This window comes from Paracoccus spongiarum (assembly GCF_030732095.1).
Taxonomy (GTDB): Bacteria; Pseudomonadota; Alphaproteobacteria; order Rhodobacterales; family Rhodobacteraceae; genus Paracoccus; species Paracoccus spongiarum.
In genome coordinates, this window is sequence record NZ_JAVAMQ010000003.1 from 202,660 (window position 1) to 222,276 (window position 19,617).

General features: G+C 69.6%; 18 protein-coding genes, 2 tRNA genes and 1 CRISPR repeat array. Of the genes, 14 read left to right on the forward strand and 6 right to left on the reverse strand.

The genetic code is table 11. The features are described 5' to 3' along the window. Positions 1-142: 142 nt before the first annotated feature. Positions 143-2,422, reverse strand: a complete 2,280-nt coding sequence (locus Q5Y72_RS04785; protein WP_305962252.1) for an NADP-dependent malic enzyme — start codon at positions 2,420-2,422, stop codon at positions 143-145. Positions 2,423-2,580: 158 nt separating this feature from the next. Here Q5Y72_RS04785 and Q5Y72_RS04790 point away from each other — a divergent pair, with 158 nt between their 5' ends. The 6 genes from Q5Y72_RS04790 to Q5Y72_RS04815 are packed head-to-tail and all read left to right on the forward strand — an operon-like array spanning position 2,581 to position 8,157. Further along, the gene (locus Q5Y72_RS04790) at positions 2,581-2,976 is read left to right on the forward strand and encodes a cytidine deaminase (RefSeq protein WP_305962253.1); all 396 of its coding nucleotides are present in this window, start codon (positions 2,581-2,583) and stop codon (positions 2,974-2,976) included. Next, a complete protein-coding gene (locus Q5Y72_RS04795; protein WP_305962254.1) occupies positions 2,973-4,262 on the forward strand; it encodes a thymidine phosphorylase in 1,290 nt (429 codons plus the stop codon). The genes Q5Y72_RS04790 and Q5Y72_RS04795 overlap by 4 nt, the downstream gene beginning before the upstream one ends. Next, on the forward strand, positions 4,255-5,442 hold the full coding sequence (locus tag Q5Y72_RS04800; RefSeq protein WP_305962255.1) for a phosphopentomutase: 1,188 nt from the start codon (positions 4,255-4,257) through the stop codon (positions 5,440-5,442). Before Q5Y72_RS04795 ends, Q5Y72_RS04800 begins: the two co-directional genes overlap by 8 nt. Beyond that, complete coding sequence (locus tag Q5Y72_RS04805; protein WP_305962365.1) at positions 5,433-6,398, forward strand: adenosine deaminase; 966 nt, start codon at positions 5,433-5,435, stop codon at positions 6,396-6,398. Before Q5Y72_RS04800 ends, Q5Y72_RS04805 begins: the two co-directional genes overlap by 10 nt. Next, positions 6,395-7,030 carry a uracil phosphoribosyltransferase gene (gene upp / locus Q5Y72_RS04810; RefSeq protein WP_305962256.1) on the forward strand — a complete coding sequence of 212 codons (636 nt, stop codon included), beginning with the start codon at positions 6,395-6,397 and terminating at the stop codon, positions 7,028-7,030. The genes Q5Y72_RS04805 and upp overlap by 4 nt, the downstream gene beginning before the upstream one ends. 38 nt (positions 7,031-7,068) lie before the next feature. Further along, positions 7,069-8,157: an SPOR domain-containing protein gene (locus Q5Y72_RS04815; RefSeq protein ID WP_305962257.1), complete on the forward strand. Its 1,089-nt coding sequence runs from the start codon at positions 7,069-7,071 to the stop codon at positions 8,155-8,157. Positions 8,158-8,263: 106 nt separating this feature from the next. Here the strand turns inward: Q5Y72_RS04815 and Q5Y72_RS04820 are convergent, their stop codons facing one another. Both Q5Y72_RS04820 and tyrS read right to left on the reverse strand, forming a co-directional pair. After that, the gene (locus Q5Y72_RS04820) at positions 8,264-8,413 is read right to left on the reverse strand and encodes a hypothetical protein (RefSeq protein WP_305962258.1); all 150 of its coding nucleotides are present in this window, start codon (positions 8,411-8,413) and stop codon (positions 8,264-8,266) included. A gap of 121 nt (positions 8,414-8,534) precedes the next feature. Then, positions 8,535-9,779, reverse strand: a complete 1,245-nt coding sequence (tyrS, locus tag Q5Y72_RS04825) for a tyrosine--tRNA ligase (RefSeq protein ID WP_305962259.1) — start codon at positions 9,777-9,779, stop codon at positions 8,535-8,537. A gap of 60 nt (positions 9,780-9,839) precedes the next feature. Here tyrS and Q5Y72_RS04830 point away from each other — a divergent pair, with 60 nt between their 5' ends. The 4 genes from Q5Y72_RS04830 to Q5Y72_RS04845 all read left to right on the forward strand — a co-directional run bounded on the left by Q5Y72_RS04830 (position 9,840) and on the right by Q5Y72_RS04845 (position 12,704). Next, positions 9,840-10,976 carry an anhydro-N-acetylmuramic acid kinase gene (locus Q5Y72_RS04830; RefSeq protein ID WP_305962260.1) on the forward strand — a complete coding sequence of 379 codons (1,137 nt, stop codon included), beginning with the start codon at positions 9,840-9,842 and terminating at the stop codon, positions 10,974-10,976. Positions 10,977-11,043: 67 nt separating this feature from the next. Further along, a tRNA-Asp gene (locus Q5Y72_RS04835) sits at positions 11,044-11,120 on the forward strand. Positions 11,121-11,146: 26 nt separating this feature from the next. Then, a tRNA-Asp gene (locus Q5Y72_RS04840) sits at positions 11,147-11,223 on the forward strand. 215 nt (positions 11,224-11,438) lie between these two features. Further along, entirely contained in the window at positions 11,439-12,704 is a 1,266-nt protein-coding gene (locus Q5Y72_RS04845; protein ID WP_305962261.1) for a glutamate-5-semialdehyde dehydrogenase, read from the forward strand. Positions 12,705-12,756: 52 nt separating this feature from the next. Here the strand turns inward: Q5Y72_RS04845 and Q5Y72_RS04850 are convergent, their stop codons facing one another. After that, positions 12,757-13,389, reverse strand: a complete 633-nt coding sequence (locus Q5Y72_RS04850) for a histidine phosphotransferase family protein (RefSeq protein ID WP_305962262.1) — start codon at positions 13,387-13,389, stop codon at positions 12,757-12,759. Positions 13,390-13,428: 39 nt separating this feature from the next. Here Q5Y72_RS04850 and Q5Y72_RS04855 point away from each other — a divergent pair, with 39 nt between their 5' ends. From Q5Y72_RS04855 to Q5Y72_RS04870, 4 genes are all read left to right on the forward strand, one after another. Continuing rightward, positions 13,429-13,608 carry a DUF3553 domain-containing protein gene (locus tag Q5Y72_RS04855; RefSeq protein WP_305962263.1) on the forward strand — a complete coding sequence of 60 codons (180 nt, stop codon included), beginning with the start codon at positions 13,429-13,431 and terminating at the stop codon, positions 13,606-13,608. 156 nt (positions 13,609-13,764) lie between these two features. Next, positions 13,765-14,547 (forward strand): L-ornithine N(alpha)-acyltransferase, encoded by a 783-nt coding sequence (gene olsB / locus Q5Y72_RS04860; RefSeq protein WP_305962264.1) that lies wholly within the window; start codon positions 13,765-13,767, stop codon positions 14,545-14,547. Next, on the forward strand, positions 14,544-15,425 hold the full coding sequence (gene olsA, locus Q5Y72_RS04865) for a lyso-ornithine lipid O-acyltransferase (protein ID WP_305962265.1): 882 nt from the start codon (positions 14,544-14,546) through the stop codon (positions 15,423-15,425). The genes olsB and olsA overlap by 4 nt, the downstream gene beginning before the upstream one ends. Before the next feature lie 63 nt (positions 15,426-15,488). Next, positions 15,489-17,753 carry an adenosylcobalamin-dependent ribonucleoside-diphosphate reductase gene (locus tag Q5Y72_RS04870; RefSeq protein WP_305962266.1) on the forward strand — a complete coding sequence of 755 codons (2,265 nt, stop codon included), beginning with the start codon at positions 15,489-15,491 and terminating at the stop codon, positions 17,751-17,753. A gap of 171 nt (positions 17,754-17,924) precedes the next feature. After that, a CRISPR array of direct repeats spans positions 17,925-18,319; the repeat unit is 29 nt; unit sequence CGGTTCATCCCCGCGCGTGCGGGGAACAG. 78 nt (positions 18,320-18,397) lie between these two features. Here the strand turns inward: Q5Y72_RS04870 and cas2e are convergent. Both cas2e and cas1e read right to left on the reverse strand, forming a co-directional pair. Continuing rightward, complete coding sequence (gene cas2e, locus Q5Y72_RS04875; RefSeq protein ID WP_305962267.1) at positions 18,398-18,685, reverse strand: type I-E CRISPR-associated endoribonuclease Cas2e; 288 nt, start codon at positions 18,683-18,685, stop codon at positions 18,398-18,400. Further along, positions 18,685-19,614: a type I-E CRISPR-associated endonuclease Cas1e gene (gene cas1e / locus Q5Y72_RS04880; protein WP_305962268.1), complete on the reverse strand. Its 930-nt coding sequence runs from the start codon at positions 19,612-19,614 to the stop codon at positions 18,685-18,687. The genes cas2e and cas1e overlap by 1 nt, the downstream gene beginning before the upstream one ends. Positions 19,615-19,617: the final 3 nt, after the last annotated feature.

The following is a 19,617-nucleotide window of genomic DNA, read 5'->3' on the forward strand; positions in this document are numbered from 1 at the left end:
GCCAGATGCGACAGGGCTTTGCAAACATGGCCGCGCCGCAAAAAGGCCCATGCTGCGCCGCGTCATTTGCAAAGCGGCCGATCGCCCGGCGGGGCGCGGTGATTCGCCCCGCCCCGCCCCGGCCCCGGCAGGGCGGCGGCGCCTAGCTGTAATGCGTCACCGGCGTTCCGGCCAGAACGCTCATGTTCAGCAGGCCGCGCGTGGTGATCGAGGGGGTGACGATATGCGCGCGGTTGCCCATGCCCATCAGGATCGGCCCGACCTCCAGCCCGTTGGCGCGCATCTTCAGCGCGTTGCGCACCGCCGAGGCGGCATCGGTTCCGGGGAACAGCAGCACGTTCGCGGTCCCCTCCAGCCGCGAGCCGGGGAAGATGCGGTCGCGCAGATCGGCGTCCAGCGCCGCGTCGACATGCATTTCGCCGTCATACATGAAGTCGGGTTCGCGTGCATCCAGCAGCGACAGCGCCTCGCGCATCTTGCGGCCGGTATAGGTGTCGAGATTGCCGAATTGCGAATGGCTGCACAGCGCGATCTTGGGGGTCAGGCCGAAGCGGCGCACATGCCGGGCCGCGCCGATCGCCACCTCGGCGACCTGCTGGGGCGTCGGGTCGTTGTGGCATTGCGTGTCGGCGATGAACAGCGGCCCGTCCTCGAGGATGATCATCGACAGCGCGCCCACCGGATACAACCCGTCGCGCGCCAGCACCTGGCGGACATATTGCAGGTGCCAGTTATACTGCCCGAAGGTGCCGCAGATCAGGCTGTCGGCCTCGTCGCGATGGACCATCACGGCGCCGATGGCGGTGGTGTTGGTGCGCATGATCGCCCGTGCGATGTCGGGGCTGACGCCGCGCCGCGCCATCAGCTGATGATAGGTTTCCCAATAATCGCGATAGCGGGGGTCGTTCTCGGGGTTCACGATCTCGAAGTCGCGTTCCGGGCGGATCGGCAGGCCGGCGCGTTCTGCGCGGGCCGCGATCACCTCGGGACGGCCGATCAGGATGGGCGTGTCGGTGGTTTCCTCGAGCATCGCGTTGGCGGCGCGCAGCACGCGCTCGTCCTCGCCTTCGGCGAAGACGATGCGGCGTTCGGTGGTGGCGGCCGCCTCGAAGACCGGCCGCATGATCATCGCCGAGCGGAAGACCGATCCGTCCAGCTTGCGCTTGTAGCCGTCAAGATCCGCGATCGGGCGCATGGCGACGCCCGACTCCATCGCGGCACGGGCCACGGCCGAGGACACGACCCCGACGAGGCGCGGATCGAAGGGCTTGGGGATCAGGTAGTCGGGGCCGAAGGTCAGCGTCTCGCCGCGATAGGCGGCGGCGGCCTCGGCTGCCGTCGTGGCGCGGGCCAGCGCGGCGATGCCCTCGATGCAGGCCAGTTCCATCTCGTCGTTGATCGTGGTCGCGCCCACATCCAGCGCGCCGCGGAAGATGAAGGGGAAGCACAGGACGTTGTTCACCTGGTTGGGAAAGTCGCTGCGGCCGGTCGCGATGATTGCGTCGGGGGCGACGGCGCGGGCCTCGTCGGGCTGGATCTCGGGGTTGGGGTTGGCCAGCGCGAAGATGATCGGACGCGGCGCCATGCGGGCGACCATCTCGGGCTTCAGCACGCCGGGGCCGGAAAGGCCGAGGAACAGGTCGGCGCCGTCGATGACCTCGGCCAGCGACCGCTTTTCGGTGGCCTGGGCATAGGCGGCCTTCTGGGGGTTCATGTCCTCGGCCCGGCCCTCGTGGACCAGACCGTGGATGTCGCACAGCCAGACGTTCTCGCGCCGCACGCCCAGTTTCAGCAGCATGTCGAGGCAGGCGATGCCCGCCGCCCCGCCGCCGGTCGAGACGACCTTGATCTGGTCGAAGGCCTTGCCGGCGACATGCAGCGCATTGGTGGCCGCAGCGCCCACCACGATGGCGGTGCCGTGCTGGTCGTCGTGGAAGACCGGGATGTTCATGCGCTCGCGGCACAGCTTTTCGACGATGAAGCAGTCGGGCGCCTTGATGTCCTCGAGGTTGATCGCCCCGAAGGTCGGCTCGAGCGCGCAGACGATCTCGGCCAGCCGCTCGGGGTCGGATTCGTTCACCTCGATGTCGAAGCAGTCGATATTGGCGAATTTCTTGAACAGGACGGCCTTGCCCTCCATGACCGGCTTCGACGCCGCGGCGCCGATATTGCCGAGGCCAAGCACCGCCGTGCCGTTCGAGACGACCGCCACGAGGTTGCCCCGGGCCGTGTAGCGGCTGGCATTGGCGGGATCTGCCTTGATCTCGAGGCAGGCTTCGGCCACGCCGGGCGAATAGGCGCGGCTGAGGTCGCGGCCGTTGGCCAGCGGCTTGGTCGCCCGGATCTCCAGTTTTCCCGGCCGCGGAAACTCGTGATAATCCAGTGCCGCCTGACGCGCGGTATCCTGCCTGCGCTCTTCCATCTTCGCCCCTCCGTCTGAGTAGATAGTTCACCGTTAAACCAAATCTCGGGCGGGGAACAGGAGGGTTCCTCTTGTGTTAGCGCAGGACGATGCGCAAAACTTGCCGGGCGGGACGGGTCGCGGTTGGCGGCCTGCGCGGCGGGCAGAAGGGAACGGCGATGTCACTGCTGGATGCGGCGCGCGAGGTGCGCGAGATGGCCTATGTGCCCTATTCGCGTTTCAAGGTGGGCGCGGCGGTGCGCGGCCGGTCGGGGGCGGTCTATCGCGGCTGCAATGTCGAGAACGTGGCCTATCCCGAGGGCACCTGCGCCGAGGCAGGCGCCATTGCCGCGATGGTCGCCGCGGGCGAGACCGAACTGGTCGAGGTGGCGGTCATCGCCGACAGTCCGGGGCCGGTGCCGCCCTGCGGCGGCTGCCGGCAGAAGCTGGCCGAGTTCGGCCGCCAGGAGACACCGGTGCTGCTGGCGACCGTGGATGGGGCCAGCATGGCCACCACCATCGGGGAATTGCTGCCCGGACGCTTCGATATCAGTCATATGAGCCATGTCAAATGACCGATCCACGCCCCGTGATCGCGGCGCTGCGCGACGGCCGCGGGCTTGACGGCCCGGGTGCCGCGCTGATCGCGCAGGGGCTTGCCGACGGGTCGGTCAGCGACGCGCAGGCCGGCGCCTTCGCGATGGCGGTGCTGACGCGCGGCACCGGCGACAAGGGCCGGGTGGCGCTGACGCGGGCGATGCGCGACAGCGGCCATGTGATGCGCTGGGACCTGCCCGGCCCGGTGGTGGACAAGCATTCGACCGGCGGCATCGGCGACACGGTCAGCCTGATCCTCGCGCCCCTGCTGGCCGCTTGCGGCGTTCATGTGCCGATGATCTCGGGGCGCGGGCTGGGCCATACCGGCGGCACGCTGGACAAGCTCGAGGCGATTCCGGGCTTCATTTGCGACCAGGCCGAGGAACAGTTTCACCGGATCGTTGAAACCGTGGGCTGCGCCATCGTCGCGGCGACCGGCGATTTCGCGCCCGCCGATAGGCGGCTTTATGCAATCCGCGACGAATCGGCCACGGTCGAGTCGATCGACCTGATCACGGCCTCGATCCTGTCCAAGAAGCTGGCGGCCGGTCTGGACGCGCTGGTGCTGGACGTGAAGGCCGGCAGCGGCGCGTTCCTGAAGACGCCCGAGGCGTCCGAGCGGCTGGCGCGCGTGCTGGTGCAAACCGCCAATGGCGCCGGCTGCCGCGCCTCGGCGCTGATTACCGACATGGATCAGCCGCTCGCCCGCTCGGCCGGCAATGCGCTGGAGGTGGCCGAGGCGATCCGCGTGCTGCGCGGCGAGACGGGGGCCCTGCGCGACCTGACGCTGGCCCTGGCCGGAGAGGTCCTCTTGCTGGCGGGACAATCGACCGAAGGACTGACAGACGCGCTGGATTCGGGCGCGGCCGCCGACCGCTTTGCGCGGATGGTGGCCGCGCAGGGCGGCCCCGCCGATCTCGTGGACTGGCCCGACGCGCATCTTCCGCGGGCCCCGGTGCGCTGCGCGGTGCCCGCGCCGCCGGGCCATGTGGCGCAGATCGACGTGACCGCGCTGGGCCATGTCGTCGTGGCGCTTGGCGGCGGTCGGGTGCGCGCTGGCGAAGGGATCGACCACGCGGTCGGGCTGGACCGTCTGGCGAAGCTGGGCGAGGCGGTCGGCCCCGACGCGCCGCTGGCCGAGATTCACGCCGCCGACGAGACCGCCGCCCGGATCGCCGTCGCGGCAGTGCAGGCCGCCTACCGCGTCGGCACGGCGTCGGCGCCCGGCCCCCTCGTGCGCGCCCGGATCGCCCCGGATGGCTGAGCCGCGCGCCTTTCTGGTCGTGATGGACAGCGCGGGCATCGGGGGTGCGCCGGATGCCGCGCGATTCTTCAACGGCGATCTTCCCGACAGCGGCGCCAATACCATCGGCCATATCGCCGAGGCCGTGGACCTGGCGATGCCCAACCTCGACCGGCTCGGGCTGGGCGCGGCGATCCGGCTGGCTTCGGCTCTGGCACCGCGGGGGCTGGGCAGCCAGCCGCAGGGCCTGTGGGGCGCCGCGACCGAGATCTCGCCCGGCAAGGACACCCCCTCGGGGCATTGGGAGATGGCCGGGGTGCCGGTGCCCTGGCAATGGCATGTCTTTCCGAAGACGGTGCCGGCCTTCCCGCCCGACGTGACCGCCCGGATCTGCGCGCTGGCCGGGACCGAGGGCATCCTTGCGAACTGTCACGCCTCGGGCACCGAGGTCATCGAGGCGTTCGGCAGCCGGCATCTGCGGACCGGCTGGCCGATCTGTTACACCTCGGTCGACAGCGTGCTGCAGATCGCCGCGCATGAAGAACGCTTCGGCCTCGACCGGCTGATCGCGCTGTGCGAGGGGCTGGCACCGATGCTGCACGCGATGCGGGTCGGGCGGGTGATCGCGCGCCCGTTCCTGGGCGATGCGCCGGGCGCCTTCACGCGCACCCCGAACCGGCGCGACTTCGCCATCGCGCCCCCCGGCCCCACGATCCTCGACATCGCCGCGGGGGCAGGGCGCGTCACCCACGCCATCGGCAAGATCGGCGACATCTTCAGCCATCGCGGCATCGCCCGGCTGCACAAGGGCCGGTCGGACGCCGATCTGGCCGAACATCTGATCCGGCTGGGCCACGAGGCCGAAGCGGGCAGCCTGACATTCGCCAATTTCGTCGAGTTCGACACGAATTTCGGCCATCGCCGCGATATCGCGGGCTATGCCGCGCAGCTGGAATGGTTCGACGGCATTGCCGGGCGGCTGATCGCGGCGCTGCACCCCGGCGATCTGGCGATCTTTACCGCCGATCACGGCAACGATCCCAGTTGGCACGGCACCGACCACACCCGCGAACGGGTGCCGGTGCTGGCTGCGGGGCTGGGTCCGCGCGCCATCGGGCTGGTGGGTTTCAGCGATATCGGCGCCTCGGTGCTGGCGCATCTGGGCCTGCCTGCGCCGCAGCATGGAAGGTCATTCCTGTGAAGAAGACCGAACTGCACCTGCATCTGGAAGGCGCGGCGCCCCCCGGCTTCATTCGTTCCCTTGCTGCGGAAAGGCACGAGGATCTGTCGGGCATCTTTGATGCGGCCGGCAATTATGCCTATCGCGGGTTCGAGGATTTCCTGCGCGTCTACGAGGCCGCCAGCAGCGTGCTGCGCGGCCCGCGCGACTACGCCCGCCTTCTGGCCGAGGTGCTTGAACGCAGCGCCGAAGAGGGCGTCATCTATACCGAGCTGTTCGTGTCGCCCGAATTCTGCGGCTGCGGCGATCTGGCGGCGTGGCGCGACCATCTCGCCGCGATGGACGAGGTGGCCGTGCGGATGCGCGCCCAGGGCATCGACAGTCGCGGTATCGTCACCTGCATCCGCCATTTAGGCCCCGACCGGGCGCGCCGCTCGGCCATCTGCGCGGCCGAGACCGCCGGGACCTGGATCACCGGCTTCGGCATGGGCGGCGCCGAGGCGGTGGGCCGGGCGACCGATTACGCCTGGTCCTTCGACTGCGCGCGCGAGGCGGGGCTGGGCCTGACCTGCCATGCCGGTGAATGGTCCGGGCCGGACAGCATCCGCGATGCGCTGTCCCTTGGCTGCACGCGGATCGGGCATGGCGTCCGCGCCACCGAGGACGCCGCGCTGATGCGCGATCTGGCCGAAGGTCAGGTCACGCTCGAGGTCTGCCCCGGCTCGAACATCGCGCTTGGGTTGTTTCGCGGCTGGTCCGCCCATCCGATCGCGCGGCTGGCGGATGCCGGCGTCCGGGTCACCGTCTCGACCGACGATCCGCCGTTCTTCCACACCACGATGCGCCGCGAATACGACCGTCTTGCCTCGGCCTTCGGCTGGGCAGACGACGAATTCCGGCAGATGAACCGATGGGCCATCGACGCCGCCTTCTGCGACGAGGCCACGCGCGACCGGCTGAGAAAGGAGTTTTCGTGACCCAGCAGCACCTGACCGTCATCACCCATCCCCTGGTCCAGCACAAGCTGACGATCATGCGCCAGAAGGATGTCTCGACCGCCGGTTTCCGCAGGCTCCTGCGCGAGATCAGCCTGCTGCTGGCCTATGAGGTCACGCGCGAGCTTGAGGTCACCACCATGACCATCGAGACGCCGCTGTGTTCGATGCAGGCCCCGACGCTCGAGGGCAAGAAGCTGGCGCTGATCTCGATCCTGCGGGCGGGCAACGGGCTTCTGGACGGAATCCTCGAACTGATCCCCTCGGCGCGGGTGGGGTTCGTGGGGCTTTATCGCGATCCGCAGACGCTGACGCCGGTCGAATATTACTGCAAGGTCCCGAACATGCTGGACCAGCGCATGACCATCGTGGTCGATCCGATGCTGGCCACTGGCAATTCCTCGGTCGCGGCGATCGACATGCTGAAGCAGCGGGGCGCGCGGAACCTGCGCTTCCTGTGCCTGCTGGCCGCACCCGAAGGGGTCGCGCGCATGGCCGAGTCCCATCCCGACGTGCCGATCTTCACCGCCGCGCTGGACGAGAGGCTGGACGACCACGGCTATATCGTGCCCGGCCTCGGCGATGCCGGAGACCGGATGTTCGGCACCAAATAGGCCGGGCTTAACGCCCGGTTCAGGTTTTTGGCCTATTCGTGGCCATCAGGAAGATTCGCGGGTGGGTGATGCGGCTGTCGTGGTCAGTGTTTGGGTTCGTGGTGCTGTCGGGCGCGGCAGGTGCGGCGCCGGTGCCGGCGCCGCCCGAGGGATTTGCCGGTCTGCAATATGTCGATGGCCGGGGCTGTGTCTGGCAGAAATCGGGGTTCGACTGGACCGCGCGCCTCGACGCGGCCGGGGTCGCGGTCTGTGGCTTCCCGCCAACCGCTTCGGCCCGGCGCACCGATCCCGCGCTGGACCGGGTGCTGGCGCCCGAACATCCGGCGCAAGCTGCCTCGGCCGAAGACCTGCTGGTGGAGCAGCTGGCATCAGGTCTGCGGCAGGGTGAATTCCGCGCAGATCCCCGCCCGCCCGAGCCACGCGCCGCGCCGCCGGCCGCGACCGCGCCCGATCCCTTGGCGACCAGCCTGAAGGGGCTTGCGGAACGCGAGGCGTTGTTGCGCAGCGCGCTGTCGGGTGGCGAACGCGCCGGCTCGGGGCTGTGCGCCCGTCTGGGCTATGTGCCGGCCGACAGTCCGATTCCGGTCATCGGCGGCGATGTCACCCAGGGGCTATGCCCCGGAATGCGCGCGCCGCGGCCCGAGGAACGGATCACTGCCGGCTTCGCCGGCGACACCCGCCCGCGCGCGGCTGCCGCGGCGGCCGGCGCGGCGGCCCCGCCGGCCGGGCCCGCGACCGCCGCCGCCCGAACCGTCGTCCCATCCCCTGCCGCAGGTTCGGTCGCCACGCGCGCCGCGCCGAGCGTCGCCGGCCGGGGCGCACGGGCGACCAACTCGATCATCGCCCGCCGCGGGCAGCCCGGCCCCAAGGCCGTCGACGAGACCGTCGAGATGATCCCGGCATCGGCGCGCTATGTCCAGGTCGGCAGCTTTGCCGATGACGCGAACGCGACGGTCGTCATCCGGCGGCTGTCGTCGATGGGCTTCCGCGTCGCGCAGCAGCGCATCCGCAAGGGCGATGGTCCCGCGCGGACCATCCTTGCCGGCCCGTTCACCGACCGCCGCGCGCTGGTCGCGGCGCTGGATCGCCTGCGCCGGCAGGGCTATCCGCGGGCTGTCGCGCGCTGAGCCACGACCGACGGCGCCGAGCGGCCAGGGAACGAAAAGGGGGACACGACCGCCCCTCCGTGCCGCCTTCTGCGCGATGGCGCGGCCGCCCCGGGCCGCCGCGCGCTCAAGCGGCGCGGGCGGTGTCGAGATCGGTCCAGACGGGGCGCGGGGCAGCCTCGCGCCGGAAATAGCCGTACATCTGATCCAGCACCGCCTCGATCTGGGCGTTGCGTGCCATGTCGGCGATGCTGATCGGCCTCTTGTCCTGTGCCATGTCCTGTCTCCGGTTGGAGTGTGTTCCTCCGTGCCGATCACCTAGGCAGCACGGCGCGGCACCGCCAGAGGGATGACGCGGCGTCATCCGCCCCTGCAACGCGGCCATGCGCCCCGCGCAATCAGCCGATCCGCACCAGCCGGTGCTTCTTGCGGCCGACCGAGACCTTCAGCCCGTCGCCGATCAGCGCCGCATCGACGGCCATCTGCGGATCGTCGACCGCGGCATTGTTCAGCCGCAGCCCGCCCTCGGCCACCAGCCGCTTGGCCTCCTTGCCGCTGGCGGTGATGCCGGTCTGCACCAGCATCTGCACGACGCTGAGACCCGAGGCCAGCAGCGAGGCCGGCAGCAGCGACACTTCCAGATCCCCCCCCGCACCGCCTTCCTCGAAGACCTGCCGCGCCGTCGCCGCGGCCCGCGCGGCGGCGTCGGCCCCGTGCAGCAGCGTCGTGACCTCGTTGGCAAGCCGCACCTTGGCCTCGTTGATCTCGGCGCCCCGCAGCGCGCCGAGGCGGTCGCATTCCGCAACCGGCAGTTCGGTGTACAGCTTGAGGAAGCGGCCGACATCCGCATCGGTCGTGTTGCGCCAGAACTGCCAGAACTCGTAGGGCGGCAGCATCTCGCCGTTCAGCCAGACCGCGCCGCCCGCCGACTTGCCCATCTTGCGCCCGTCCGAGGTGGTCAGCAGCGGCGAGGTCAGGCCCCAGATCACCGCATCGTCGACGCGCCGCGTCAGGTCGATGCCGTTGACGATGTTGCCCCACTGGTCCGATCCGCCCATCTGCAACCGGCAGCCATGGCGGCGATGCAGTTCGAGGAAGTCGTAGGCCTGCAGGATCATGTAGTTGAATTCCAGGAAGGACAGCGACTGCTCGCGGTCCAGCCGGGATTTCACCGATTCGAAGGCCAGCATCCGGTTGACGCTGAAATGCCGGCCGATGTCGCGCAGGAATTCCAGATAGTTCAGCCCGTCCAGCCATTCGGCGTTGTCCAGCATCAGCGCGCCGTCACCGCCATACTCGAGATAGCGGGCAAAGACCTTCTGCATCCCGTCGATATTGCCGCGGATCGCGGCGGCATCCAGCAGCGGGCGTTCGTCCGAGCGGAACGAGGGATCGCCGACCTTGGTGGTGCCGCCGCCCATCAGGGTGATCGGGCGGTTGCCGGTCTTCTGGAACCAGCGCAGCATCATGATGTTCAGCAGATGGCCGACATGCAGCGATGCCGCCGTCGCGTCATAGCCGATATAGGCCGTGACCGGCCCGGCCAGCAGCGCCGCGTCCAGGGCCGCGATATCGGTGCAGTCGGCCATGTAGCCGCGCTCGGTCATCACGCGCAGGAAGTCTGACTTGGGCTGGTAGGTCATGGGCTGTTTCCTTCTCGACGGGCCGGATATACCGGCAGGCAGGTCAAAGGAAAAGGCGCGATGATCCGGGCTTTGGGAATGATGTCGGGCACCTCGCTGGACGGGGTGGACGCGGCGATGATCGAGACCGACGGGCGCCGTATTGCGGGCTTCGGGCCCAGCCGGTTCCGCGCCTATTCGGACAACGAGGCCGCCGTGCTGCATGGCGCGCTGGGGCGCTGGCCCGGCGCGCCCGGGGTCGATGAGGTCGCCGAGATCTCGGTTGCCGGCCATGCGGCGCTGGCGCAGGACTTTCCCGAGGCCGAGGTGATCGGCTATCACGGCCAGACGCTGGCGCATGAGCCGCAGGGTCGCGGCACGCATCAGGCGGGCGATGGCGCGGCGCTGGCCGGCCTGACCGCGCGTCCGGTGGTCTGGGATTTCCGCAGCGAGGACGTGCGTCGCGGCGGCGAGGGGGCGCCGCTGGTGCCGTTCTTCCACTGGGCCTGCGCCGAGTGGGCGGCGGGTCGGGCTGCGTTGCCGCGGGCGCCGGTCGCGTTCCTGAACCTTGGCGGCGTAGGCAACATCAGCTGGGTCGATCCATCGGCCGCCGCGCCGGAGATGCCGGGGGCCTGCCTGGCCTTCGACACCGGGCCGGCCAACGCGCCGCTGAATGACCTGATGCGCCGGCGCCGGCGCCAGACCCACGACGCCGGAGGTGCGCTGGCCCTTGCGGGCCGGGCGGATGCGGGTATCGTGGCGCGGTTCATGGGCAATCCGTTCTTCGATCGGCCGCCGCCGAAGTCGCTGGACCGCGACCAGTTCGCGACGCTCGCGGCCGAGGTGGACGGCCTGTCGGATGCCGATGCGGCGGCGACCCTCGTGGCGGCGCTGGCCGCTGCGGTCGGTGCGGGCTGGCGATGGCTGCCCACGCCGCCCGCGATGGTCCTGGTGTGTGGCGGCGGGCGGCACAACGCGGCGGTCATGGCCGCGCTGCGGGCGGCATTGCCGGCCGAGGTGGCCCCGGTCGAGGCGATCGGGCTGGATGGCGACATGCTGGAGGCGCAGGCCTTCGGCTGGCTGGCGGTGCGGGTGCTGCGCGGGCTGCCCACCTCGGGGCCGATGACGACCAACGCGCCCGAGCCGGTTTGCGGCGGTCGCATCAGCCGGCCGCGCCGCGCCGCGGGGGCGCCCGATATTTTTCCGATGCGCCCTTGACGCGAAGATGCGCTCTGCGTAAACCGCCCCTCACCCCGGCGGGCGATCAGCCGGGGAAGGTGAGTGTGCGGTTGTAGCTCAGTTGGTTAGAGTACCGGCCTGTCACGCCGGGGGTCGCGGGTTCGAGCCCCGTCAACCGCGCCACACACACCCTTCGCCCGGATTGATGCGCGGTTGTAGCTCAGTTGGTTAGAGTACCGGCCTGTCACGCCGGGGGTCGCGGGTTCGAGCCCCGTCAACCGCGCCATTCCCCCCCGATTCATGCGTCGGTCGCGCGGGTTCGCGCGGAAATCCCGAACTCGGCCGGGTAGGGGGCGCCGCCCCCGTCCTTCGGACTCCCCCGGGATATTTCGGCCAAGGCAAGACGGCGGGCCGGATCTGCCGGATCGGCGCCGATGCGCGGTTGATCATCGCGGTGCGGCGGGGCATATCGGGGGCCGAGCCGGGGTGAGAGTGGGTGGCATGGGCGACAGGGACGATGCAGCGGCGCTGATCGCGCGGATGGGCGAGGCGGCCCGTCTGGCGGCGCATGATCTGGCACTGGCGACGGCCGGGCGGAAGCGCGACGCGCTGATCGCGGCCGCCGATGCGATCCGCGACCAGGGGGCCGCGATTCTGGTCGCCAATGAGCAGGATCTTGCCTTCGGGCGCGAGAAGGGGCTGAGCGGGCCGATGATCGACCGGCTGCGGCTGGATGAGACCCGGCTGCGCGCGATCGAGGACAGCCTGCGCACGGTGGCGGACCAGCCGGATCCGGTTGGCGAGGTGGTCGCCGAATGGGACCGTCCGAGCGGTCTGCATATCCGTCGGGTGCGCACGCCCATCGGGGTGATCGGGGTGATCTATGAAAGCCGGCCCAACGTCACAGCCGACGCGGGGGCGCTGGCGTTGAAGTCCGGCAATGCGGTGATCCTGCGCGGCGGCTCGGAAAGCCTTCATTCCAGCCGGGCGATCCACGGCTGCATGGTGGAGGGTCTGCGCAAGGCGCGCCTGCCCGAGGCGGCGATCCAGCTGGTGGACACGCGCGACCGCGCCGCCGTCAGCGCGATGTTGCAGGCGCAGGGGCTGATCGACGTCATCATTCCGCGCGGCGGCAAGGGACTGGTCGGGCTGGTGCAGCGCGAGGCGCGGGTGCCGGTCTTTGCTCATCTGGAAGGCATCTGCCACGTCTATGTCGACCGCGACGCCGATCCCGGGAAGGCGCGGCGGGTGCTGGTGAACGCCAAGACCCGCCGAACGGGCATCTGCGGCGCCGCCGAGTGCCTTCTGATCGACCGCGCCGCCGATCCGGCGCTGCGGGCCGCGCTGGTTGGGGATCTGGTCGCGGCGGGCGTCGAGGTGCGGGCCGAGGGCGAGCTGGCCGCTCTGCCCGGCACGGTGGAGGCGGTTCCCGAGGATTTCGGCCGCGAATTTCAGGACATGATCATTGCGGCCCGTCTGGTCGACGGCGTCGAGGGGGCGATCGCGCATATCCGCCGCTTCGGCAGCCAGCACACCGAGTCGATCCTGACGGAGAACGACGCGACCGCCGACAGCTTCTTCGCCGGACTGGACAGCGCCATCCTGATGCGCAACGCCTCGACGCAATTCGCCGATGGCGGCGAATTCGGAATGGGGGCCGAGATCGGCATCGCCACCGGCAAGATGCACGCGCGCGGCCCGGTCGGGGCGGAACAGCTGACCAGCTTCAAGTATCTGGTTACGGGCGACGGCGCCGTGCGCGCCTGATCAGGGCGGGTCGGGGGACCGTTCCGTCCGGCGCCTGTGGGGCGCGCGGGCCTCAGAAGGCGATCTCGGCGCCCTGTTCGTCCATGTCCCAGGACAGGCGGCGCCCGGCGGCGCGGGCGGCCTCGGCCAGCAGGGCGAACTGCACCTCGGCCGGCGAGGGGTGGCGGGCAGGGCCCGCCTCGTCGGGGCCAAGCCAGGACCACAGCGCCGGATCGGGCCGCATCCGGTCGGATTCGGCGATCAGCCGCCAGCCCGGCGTGCAGCGCAGCACCACGATGCGGCCGCCCCAGGGCATCGCCGTTTCCAGGCACATCAGCGCCAGCATCACCATGCGGATCTCGGGCCGGGCGAAATCGCCCTCGCCATCCAGTTCGATCCGCAGCCGGCCCTGCGCGGCGGCGCCGTCCAGAAGGCGCGCCAATTCGGCGCGGGGGATGCGCTGGTCGCCCTGCGCCTGGCCGAAGGCCATGCGAAACGCCTGGATCCGGCTGCGCGCGGCGGCCACGGATTCGGCGATCAGCTGCATTTCGGGACATTTGGTGAGGCCGGGGAAGTCGGGCGACATCTCGAGCAGTTCGACACCGTTGCCGATGGCGCCGAGGGGCGAGATCAGGTCGTGGCAGAGGCGCGATCCCAGAAGCGCGGCAAGATCGCCCGGTGCGATGCGCGTTGTGTCGATGCTCATGCGGGGATACCCTTCGCGGCGGGAAACGGAGTTGCGGCAGTGAACGAGATCCTCGAACCCGGCATGATCGTGCGCCACCCCGGCGCGCCGGAATGGGGCAACGGGCAGGTGCAATCGCGCATCGGCGACCGGATTACCGTGAACTTCGCCGAGGCCGGCAAGCAGGTGATCGACGGGCGCCGGGTGGCGCTGGAAATCGTGGGCGCCGCGGGGGCATGAAATTGGTTAATCATGCGATCAGCTTTGCAACCTCGAATTGTGTTAGGCAAGTGCTGATTGCGACATCGCGGCATCCGGCTGCGGGGCTGTGTTGCATTGGCCGCGCCCGCCGCCTAGACAGGCGCGCGCCAGCCCGGCCCGCAGCATGAAGTCCGCATGAAGTCTGACCCCGCCTATTTCGACATCCGGATCGCGACCTCCGAGCAGGACCTGCTGGCCGCGCAGCGGCTGCGCTATCGGGTGTTCGTCGAGGAGCTGGGCGGCGATGGTCCTCTGGTCGATCACGCGGGCCGCTTCGAGCGTGACGAGTTCGACCCGGTCGTGGACCATCTCTGCCTGATCGACCGGCGCCGGCCCGCCGAGGCGCTGGATCATGTGGTGGGCGTCTATCGCCTTCTGCCGGGCTCGCGCGCCGAGGAATTCGGGCGGTTCTACTGCGATGGCGAATATGACCTGACGGCCCTGCGGGCCTCGGGGCGATCGCTGCTGGAACTGGGGCGGTCCTGCGTCGATCCGGCCTGCCGCGGCGGATCGGGCATGTTCCTGCTGTGGAACGCGCTGGCCGATTACGTCCTGGATCACGGCATCGAGATCCTGTTCGGCGTCGCCAGCTTTCACGGCACAGACACCGAGGCGCTGGCCCCGGCGCTGAGCTGGCTGCATCATCACCATCTGGCGCCCGAGGCGCTGCGTCCGGTGGCCCGGCCGAAGGGCTATCAGTCGATGGACCTGATCCCGGCGGGGCAGGTCGATCGGCGCGCCGCGATGGTGGGGATGCCGGCGCTGATCAAGGCCTATCTGCGACTGGGCGGCCTGGTCGGCGACGGCGCCTTCGTCGACCGGGCCTTCAATACCACCGACGTGTTCCTGCTGATGGACACCAAGGCGATGTCCGACAAGCACCGCAGGTTCTACGAAAGCCGCTGGCAGGCGACATGAGCCAGACCCCCGCAGCGCGTGTCGACGCCGGCCGGGCTGCCGCGACCTGGCGCGAGGCCGCGCCTCCGCCGCTGCCGCGGCCGCAGGGCGTGCGGGCCTGGGCCCGGGTGCTGCGGCGCGGCGGCGCGGCGGTTGCCGTGCTGCTGGCTGGGGTGCTGCTGATCCTGCCGATGCGCGGGGCCGAGCGGCTGCTGCACGGGCCCCGCCGGCCCTGGACGGGGCCACATGTGCAATTTGTCTGCCGGCTGGTGCTTGGCTGCATCGGGCTGGGCCTGCGCCGCAGCGGTGCGCCGGCGCGCGGGCCCGGCGCGGTGGTCGCCAACCACGCAAGCTGGCTGGACATCCTCGTGATGAACGCCGCGATGCCGGTGTTCTTCGTCAGCAAGGCCGAGGTGCGCGGCTGGCCCGGCATCAACATCCTGACCGCCGTGACCGATACGCATTTCGTCGTCCGCGATCCCCGCCATGCCCGCACGCAAGCGCAGGAATTCGCCCAGCGCGTCGGCGCGGGGCATCGGCTGCTTTTCTTTCCCGAGGGCACCTCGACCGACGGGCTGCGGGTTCTACCCTTCAAGCCGACGCTGTTCCAGGGTTTTCTTGATCCCGCGCTGCCCCGCGATCTGGCGATCCAGCCGATGAGCGTGGCCTATCACGCGCCGCCCGGCGCCGATCCGCGCTTTTACGGATGGTGGTCCGACATGGCGCTTGGCCCGCATCTGCTGTCCGTGCTGGCCGCACCGCACCAGGGCCGCGCCGAGGTGACCCTGCATGATCCGATCCCGGTGGCGGGGCAGACACGCAAGACCCTGGCCGCGCAGTCCGAGGCCGCCGTGCGCGCCGGGCTGGCGATTGCGCTGCCCCATGCGGAACGAACTTGATCCTGCCCAGCTGCCACAATATGTGGTATGCTATCACGCTTACCCCCACCAAGGAACGCCCCGATGACCCGATTTGCCGCCCCCATTGCCGAACAGATCTGGGACATGAAATACCGCATGAAGGATGCCTCGGGTCAGCCGGTCGACGCCACCGTCGAGGACAGCTGGCGGCGCGTGGCGCGCGATCTGGCCTCGGTCGAGAAGGATCCGGCGGCGTGGGAGCCGGCCTTCTTCGCCGCGCTCGAGGATTTCAAGTTCCTGCCGGCCGGGCGCATCCTTGCCGGCGCGGGCACCGGCCGTGCTGTGACGCTGTTCAACTGCTTCGTGATGGGCACAATCCCCGACAGCATGGCCGGCATCTTCGACATGCTGAAGGAAGCCGCGCTGACCATGCAGCAGGGCGGCGGCATCGGCTATGACTTCAGCACCATCCGCCCGCGCGGGGCGGCGGTGCATGGCGTGGCGGCGGATGCGTCGGGGCCGCTGAGCTTCATGGATGTCTGGGATGCGATGTGCCGCACGATCATGTCGGCGGGCTCGCGCCGCGGGGCGATGATGGCCACCATGCGCTGCGATCACCCCGATATCGAACAGTTCATCGAGGCCAAGCAGGACAGCGCAAGGCTGCGCATGTTCAACCTGTCGGTCCTGGTCACGGACGCCTTCATGGAGGCGGTCAAGGCCGACGGCCCATGGGATCTGCAATTCGGCGGCAAGGTCTATCATACGCTGAACGCGCGCGACCTGTGGAACCGCATCATGCGGGCGACCTATGACTTCGCCGAGCCGGGGGTGATCTTCATCGACCGGATCAACAAGGCCAACAACCTGCATTACGCGGAAACCATCGCCGCGACCAATCCCTGCGGCGAACAGCCCCTGCCGCCCTATGGCGCCTGCCTGCTGGGATCGGTGAACCTGGCCAGGCTGGTGACCGAGCCCTTCACCGACGCGGCCCGGCTGGATCCCGAGGCGCTGGACAGGCTGGTGCGCACCGCGATCCGCATGATGGACAATGTCGTCGATGCCTCGAAATTCCCGCTGCCCCAGCAGCAGGCCGAGGCGCAGGCCAAGCGCCGCATCGGGCTGGGCGTGACCGGCCTGGCCGATGCACTGCTGATGCTGGGGCTGCGCTATGGCGCGCCGGACGCGGTCGAGCAGACGCGGGCGTGGATGAAGGCGATCGCGCATTCGGCCTATCTGGCCAGCGTCGATCTGGCGCGCGAGAAGGGCGCCTTCCCGCTGTTCGATGCCGACCGGTATCTGGCCTCGGGCTTCATGTCGAAGATGGATCCAGTGGTGCGCGACGCCGTCGCGGCACATGGCATCCGCAACGCGCTGCTGACCTCGATCGCGCCGACCGGCACGATCAGCCTCTACGCGGGGAACGTCTCTTCGGGGATCGAGCCGGTCTTCGCCTATGCATATCGCCGCAAGGTCCTGCAGAAGGACGGCTCGCGCAGCGAGGAAGAGGTGGTCGACTATGCCGTTCAGATGTGGCGCGACCTGCATGGCGACGCGGCCCTGCCCGATTATTTCGTGAACGCCCAGACGCTGGCGCCGCGCGATCACGTCGCCATGCAGGCGGCCGCGCAGGACTGGGTCGACAGCTCGATCTCGAAGACCATCAACTGCCCCGAGGACATCTCGTTCGAGGATTTCAAGGATGTCTACCTGGCCGCATGGGATCTGGGCTGCAAGGGCTGCACCACCTACCGGCCGAACGACGTCACGGGCAGCGTGCTGTCGGTCAGCGAGGCGACCGAGGCCGCGCCCGAGGCAGACAAGGGCGCCGATGTCGTCTACCTGACCGAGCCGCTGGACCGGCCGGCGGCGCTAGAAGGCTCGACCTACAAGCTGAAATGGCCGGGCAGCGAACACGCCATCTACATCACCGTGAACGACATCGTGCAGGCGGGCCACCGCCGCCCCTTCGAGGTGTTCATCAACTCGAAGAACATGGAGCATTATGCCTGGACGGTCGCGCTGACGCGGATGATCTCGGCGGTGTTCCGGCGCGGCGGCGATGTCAGCTTCGTCGTCGAAGAGCTGAAGGCGGTGTTCGATCCGCGCGGCGGCGCCTGGATGGCGGGACGCTACGTCCCCTCGATCCTCGCGGCGATCGGCGGCGTGATCGAACGCCACATGATCTCGATCGGCTTCCTCGAGGCCGAGGGGATGGGCCTGAAATCCGACCCCAAGGCCGAGGCGGTGGCCGTGGGCGAGCCCCCGCGCGGCCCGTCCTGCCCGTCCTGCGGCCAGTACGGAATGAGAATGATCGAGGGCTGCATGACCTGCCCCAGCTGCGGCCATTCGAAATGCGGCTGAGGCAGGACGGGCGCCGGTGTGGCGCCCGTCAACTCCTGGCCATCGCAGGGCATAACCTGGCCTTTGGGCAGCCGATTGCTGACCATCGCAGAAATTCTTGCGCGACCACGGTCTAAGGCCCGCTCCTGCCGCTCTGCCGCAGCATCTGTGGCTCCAACTCGCACTCAGCCGCGGTTCATCCCCGCGCGTGCGGGGAACAGGAAACCGGACCCGGTTACCCCTCGGCCGACACCGGTTCATCCCCGCGCGTGCGGGGAACAGATCAGATCGACAAAGCGTTCGGCCAGCAGCGTCGGTTCATCCCCGCGCGTGCGGGGAACAGTTCGTGTCCTTGACCGGGTAGCAGCCGCATCTGGGTTCATCCCCGCGCGTGCGGGGAACAGATTGACTGGCTCAACGTCGCCATCTGGGGCGCCGGTTCATCCCCGCGCGTGCGGGGAACAGCCTGACGATCAAGACCGACGAGCGAGAATACGCGGTTCATCCCCGCGCGTGCGGGGAACAGCGTTGGTCCCGCCATGAACGATCCGGCGCCACCGGTTCATCCCCGCGCGTGCGGGGAACAGTCTTCCTGTAGATCCCTGATCCACCGGGATTATTCGATTGTCAAACAGCTTACCGTGGCGAGCGCCTCGTGTATGCCCTCATTTCTGGCCTTCGACGGGGCGGAACGCAACCAGCTTCAGGCCGTCGAAATCGACCGCGACCCGCCGGTTGCGGCCGGTCGTCACGAAATCGAACCCCTGATCGGTCTGGGCGCGCCAGACCATCACCGCGTCGCCACCGTCGAGATACGCCGTCACCTGATCCCAGATCATCTCCCGCGTCCGGGCCGAATAGTCCCCCACGAAGACGCCCGCACGGACCTCGAGCAGCCAGGCCGCGAGCCGGCCGCGAAGCCGGGGTGGCGCGTTGGTGACCACCACGACCATCATCCCCGATGCCCCGCATCGCCGGAGATGGAGTCGGGGAAGGCCGGTCCCAGGGCTTCCGGCGGCGGGTCGGGACGGGGCAGGTCCCCGGCCTCCAGGACCGCCTCGATGCCGGGGATGATCTTCGACAAGAGCGCCGTGCGGCGGAAGGCATCCCGACAGGCCAGGCGGACGGCACGGTCGGGGGCCATGTCGAGTTTGCCGCGCGCATGCAGGCCGGCGATGCGGAAGGCCTCGGGCACGACGGTGTCGAGCTTCCAGATGTCGGCGATGTCGTAGACGAAGGACAGGGGCTTGCCCGTGTGCAGGAATCCGATGGCGGGGGCATAGCCCGCCGCCAGCACCGCGGCCTCGGTCAGGCCGTGCAGACAGGCGGTGGCCGCGGACAGACAGCGGTTCGGGATGTCGGCCGCCTCCCAGTCGGAGGGATCGTAGCTGCGCCGCCGCCAGTCCACGCCGTGCTGCCGGGCCAGGAGCGCGTAGCTCTCGCGCACCCGCACGCCCTCGATGCCGCGCAGCTGGTCGATGGAGCGCCGGGAGGGCGCATCTTCCCCGAAGCGAAGCTGATACATCCTCCGCACCACCCGCAACCGCGCCGCGTCGTCCAGCGCGATACGCGCCTGCCAGAGCAGCCGGTCGGCCCGGGCGCCCCCGGGCTGGCCGGCCGAGTAGAGCCGCACGCCCGCCTCGCCGACCCAGGTGACCAGCGTGCCCGTGCGCCCGGCCAGCGCCACAGCCGCATGGCTGATGCGGGAGCCGGGTTCAAGCATCAGGCAGGCCAGGCCGCCCACCGGGATGTGCGTGCGCGTGCCGTCGGCGTTCACCGCCACGAAGGCGCCGTCCTGCACGTCGAGCTGCGCGCGTTCCACGAAGACCAGAGAGGCGCGATCCTTGAGCGGGATCGGGTGTGCGGGCGGCAGGCCGGTCATCGC

Excerpts from the sequence above, each read along its gene's own strand:
- Q5Y72_RS04785 (WP_305962252.1), bottom strand. The coding sequence starts at position 2,422 with ATGGAAGAGCGCAGGCAGGATACCGCGCGTCAGGCGGCACTGGATTAT.
- Q5Y72_RS04790 (WP_305962253.1), top strand. The coding sequence starts at position 2,581 with ATGTCACTGCTGGATGCGGCGCGCGAGGTGCGCGAGATGGCCTATGTG.
- Q5Y72_RS04795 (WP_305962254.1), top strand. The coding sequence starts at position 2,973 with ATGACCGATCCACGCCCCGTGATCGCGGCGCTGCGCGACGGCCGCGGG.
- Q5Y72_RS04800 (WP_305962255.1), top strand. The coding sequence starts at position 4,255 with ATGGCTGAGCCGCGCGCCTTTCTGGTCGTGATGGACAGCGCGGGCATC.
- Q5Y72_RS04820 (WP_305962258.1), bottom strand. The coding sequence starts at position 8,413 with ATGGCACAGGACAAGAGGCCGATCAGCATCGCCGACATGGCACGCAAC.
- tyrS (WP_305962259.1), bottom strand. The coding sequence starts at position 9,779 with ATGACCTACCAGCCCAAGTCAGACTTCCTGCGCGTGATGACCGAGCGC.
- Q5Y72_RS04830 (WP_305962260.1), top strand. The coding sequence starts at position 9,840 with ATGATCCGGGCTTTGGGAATGATGTCGGGCACCTCGCTGGACGGGGTG.
- Q5Y72_RS04845 (WP_305962261.1), top strand. The coding sequence starts at position 11,439 with ATGGGCGACAGGGACGATGCAGCGGCGCTGATCGCGCGGATGGGCGAG.
- Q5Y72_RS04850 (WP_305962262.1), bottom strand. The coding sequence starts at position 13,389 with ATGAGCATCGACACAACGCGCATCGCACCGGGCGATCTTGCCGCGCTT.
- olsB (WP_305962264.1), top strand. The coding sequence starts at position 13,765 with ATGAAGTCTGACCCCGCCTATTTCGACATCCGGATCGCGACCTCCGAG.
- olsA (WP_305962265.1), top strand. The coding sequence starts at position 14,544 with ATGAGCCAGACCCCCGCAGCGCGTGTCGACGCCGGCCGGGCTGCCGCG.
- Q5Y72_RS04870 (WP_305962266.1), top strand. The coding sequence starts at position 15,489 with ATGACCCGATTTGCCGCCCCCATTGCCGAACAGATCTGGGACATGAAA.
- cas2e (WP_305962267.1), bottom strand. The coding sequence starts at position 18,685 with ATGGTCGTGGTGGTCACCAACGCGCCACCCCGGCTTCGCGGCCGGCTC.
- cas1e (WP_305962268.1), bottom strand. The coding sequence starts at position 19,614 with ATGACCGGCCTGCCGCCCGCACACCCGATCCCGCTCAAGGATCGCGCC.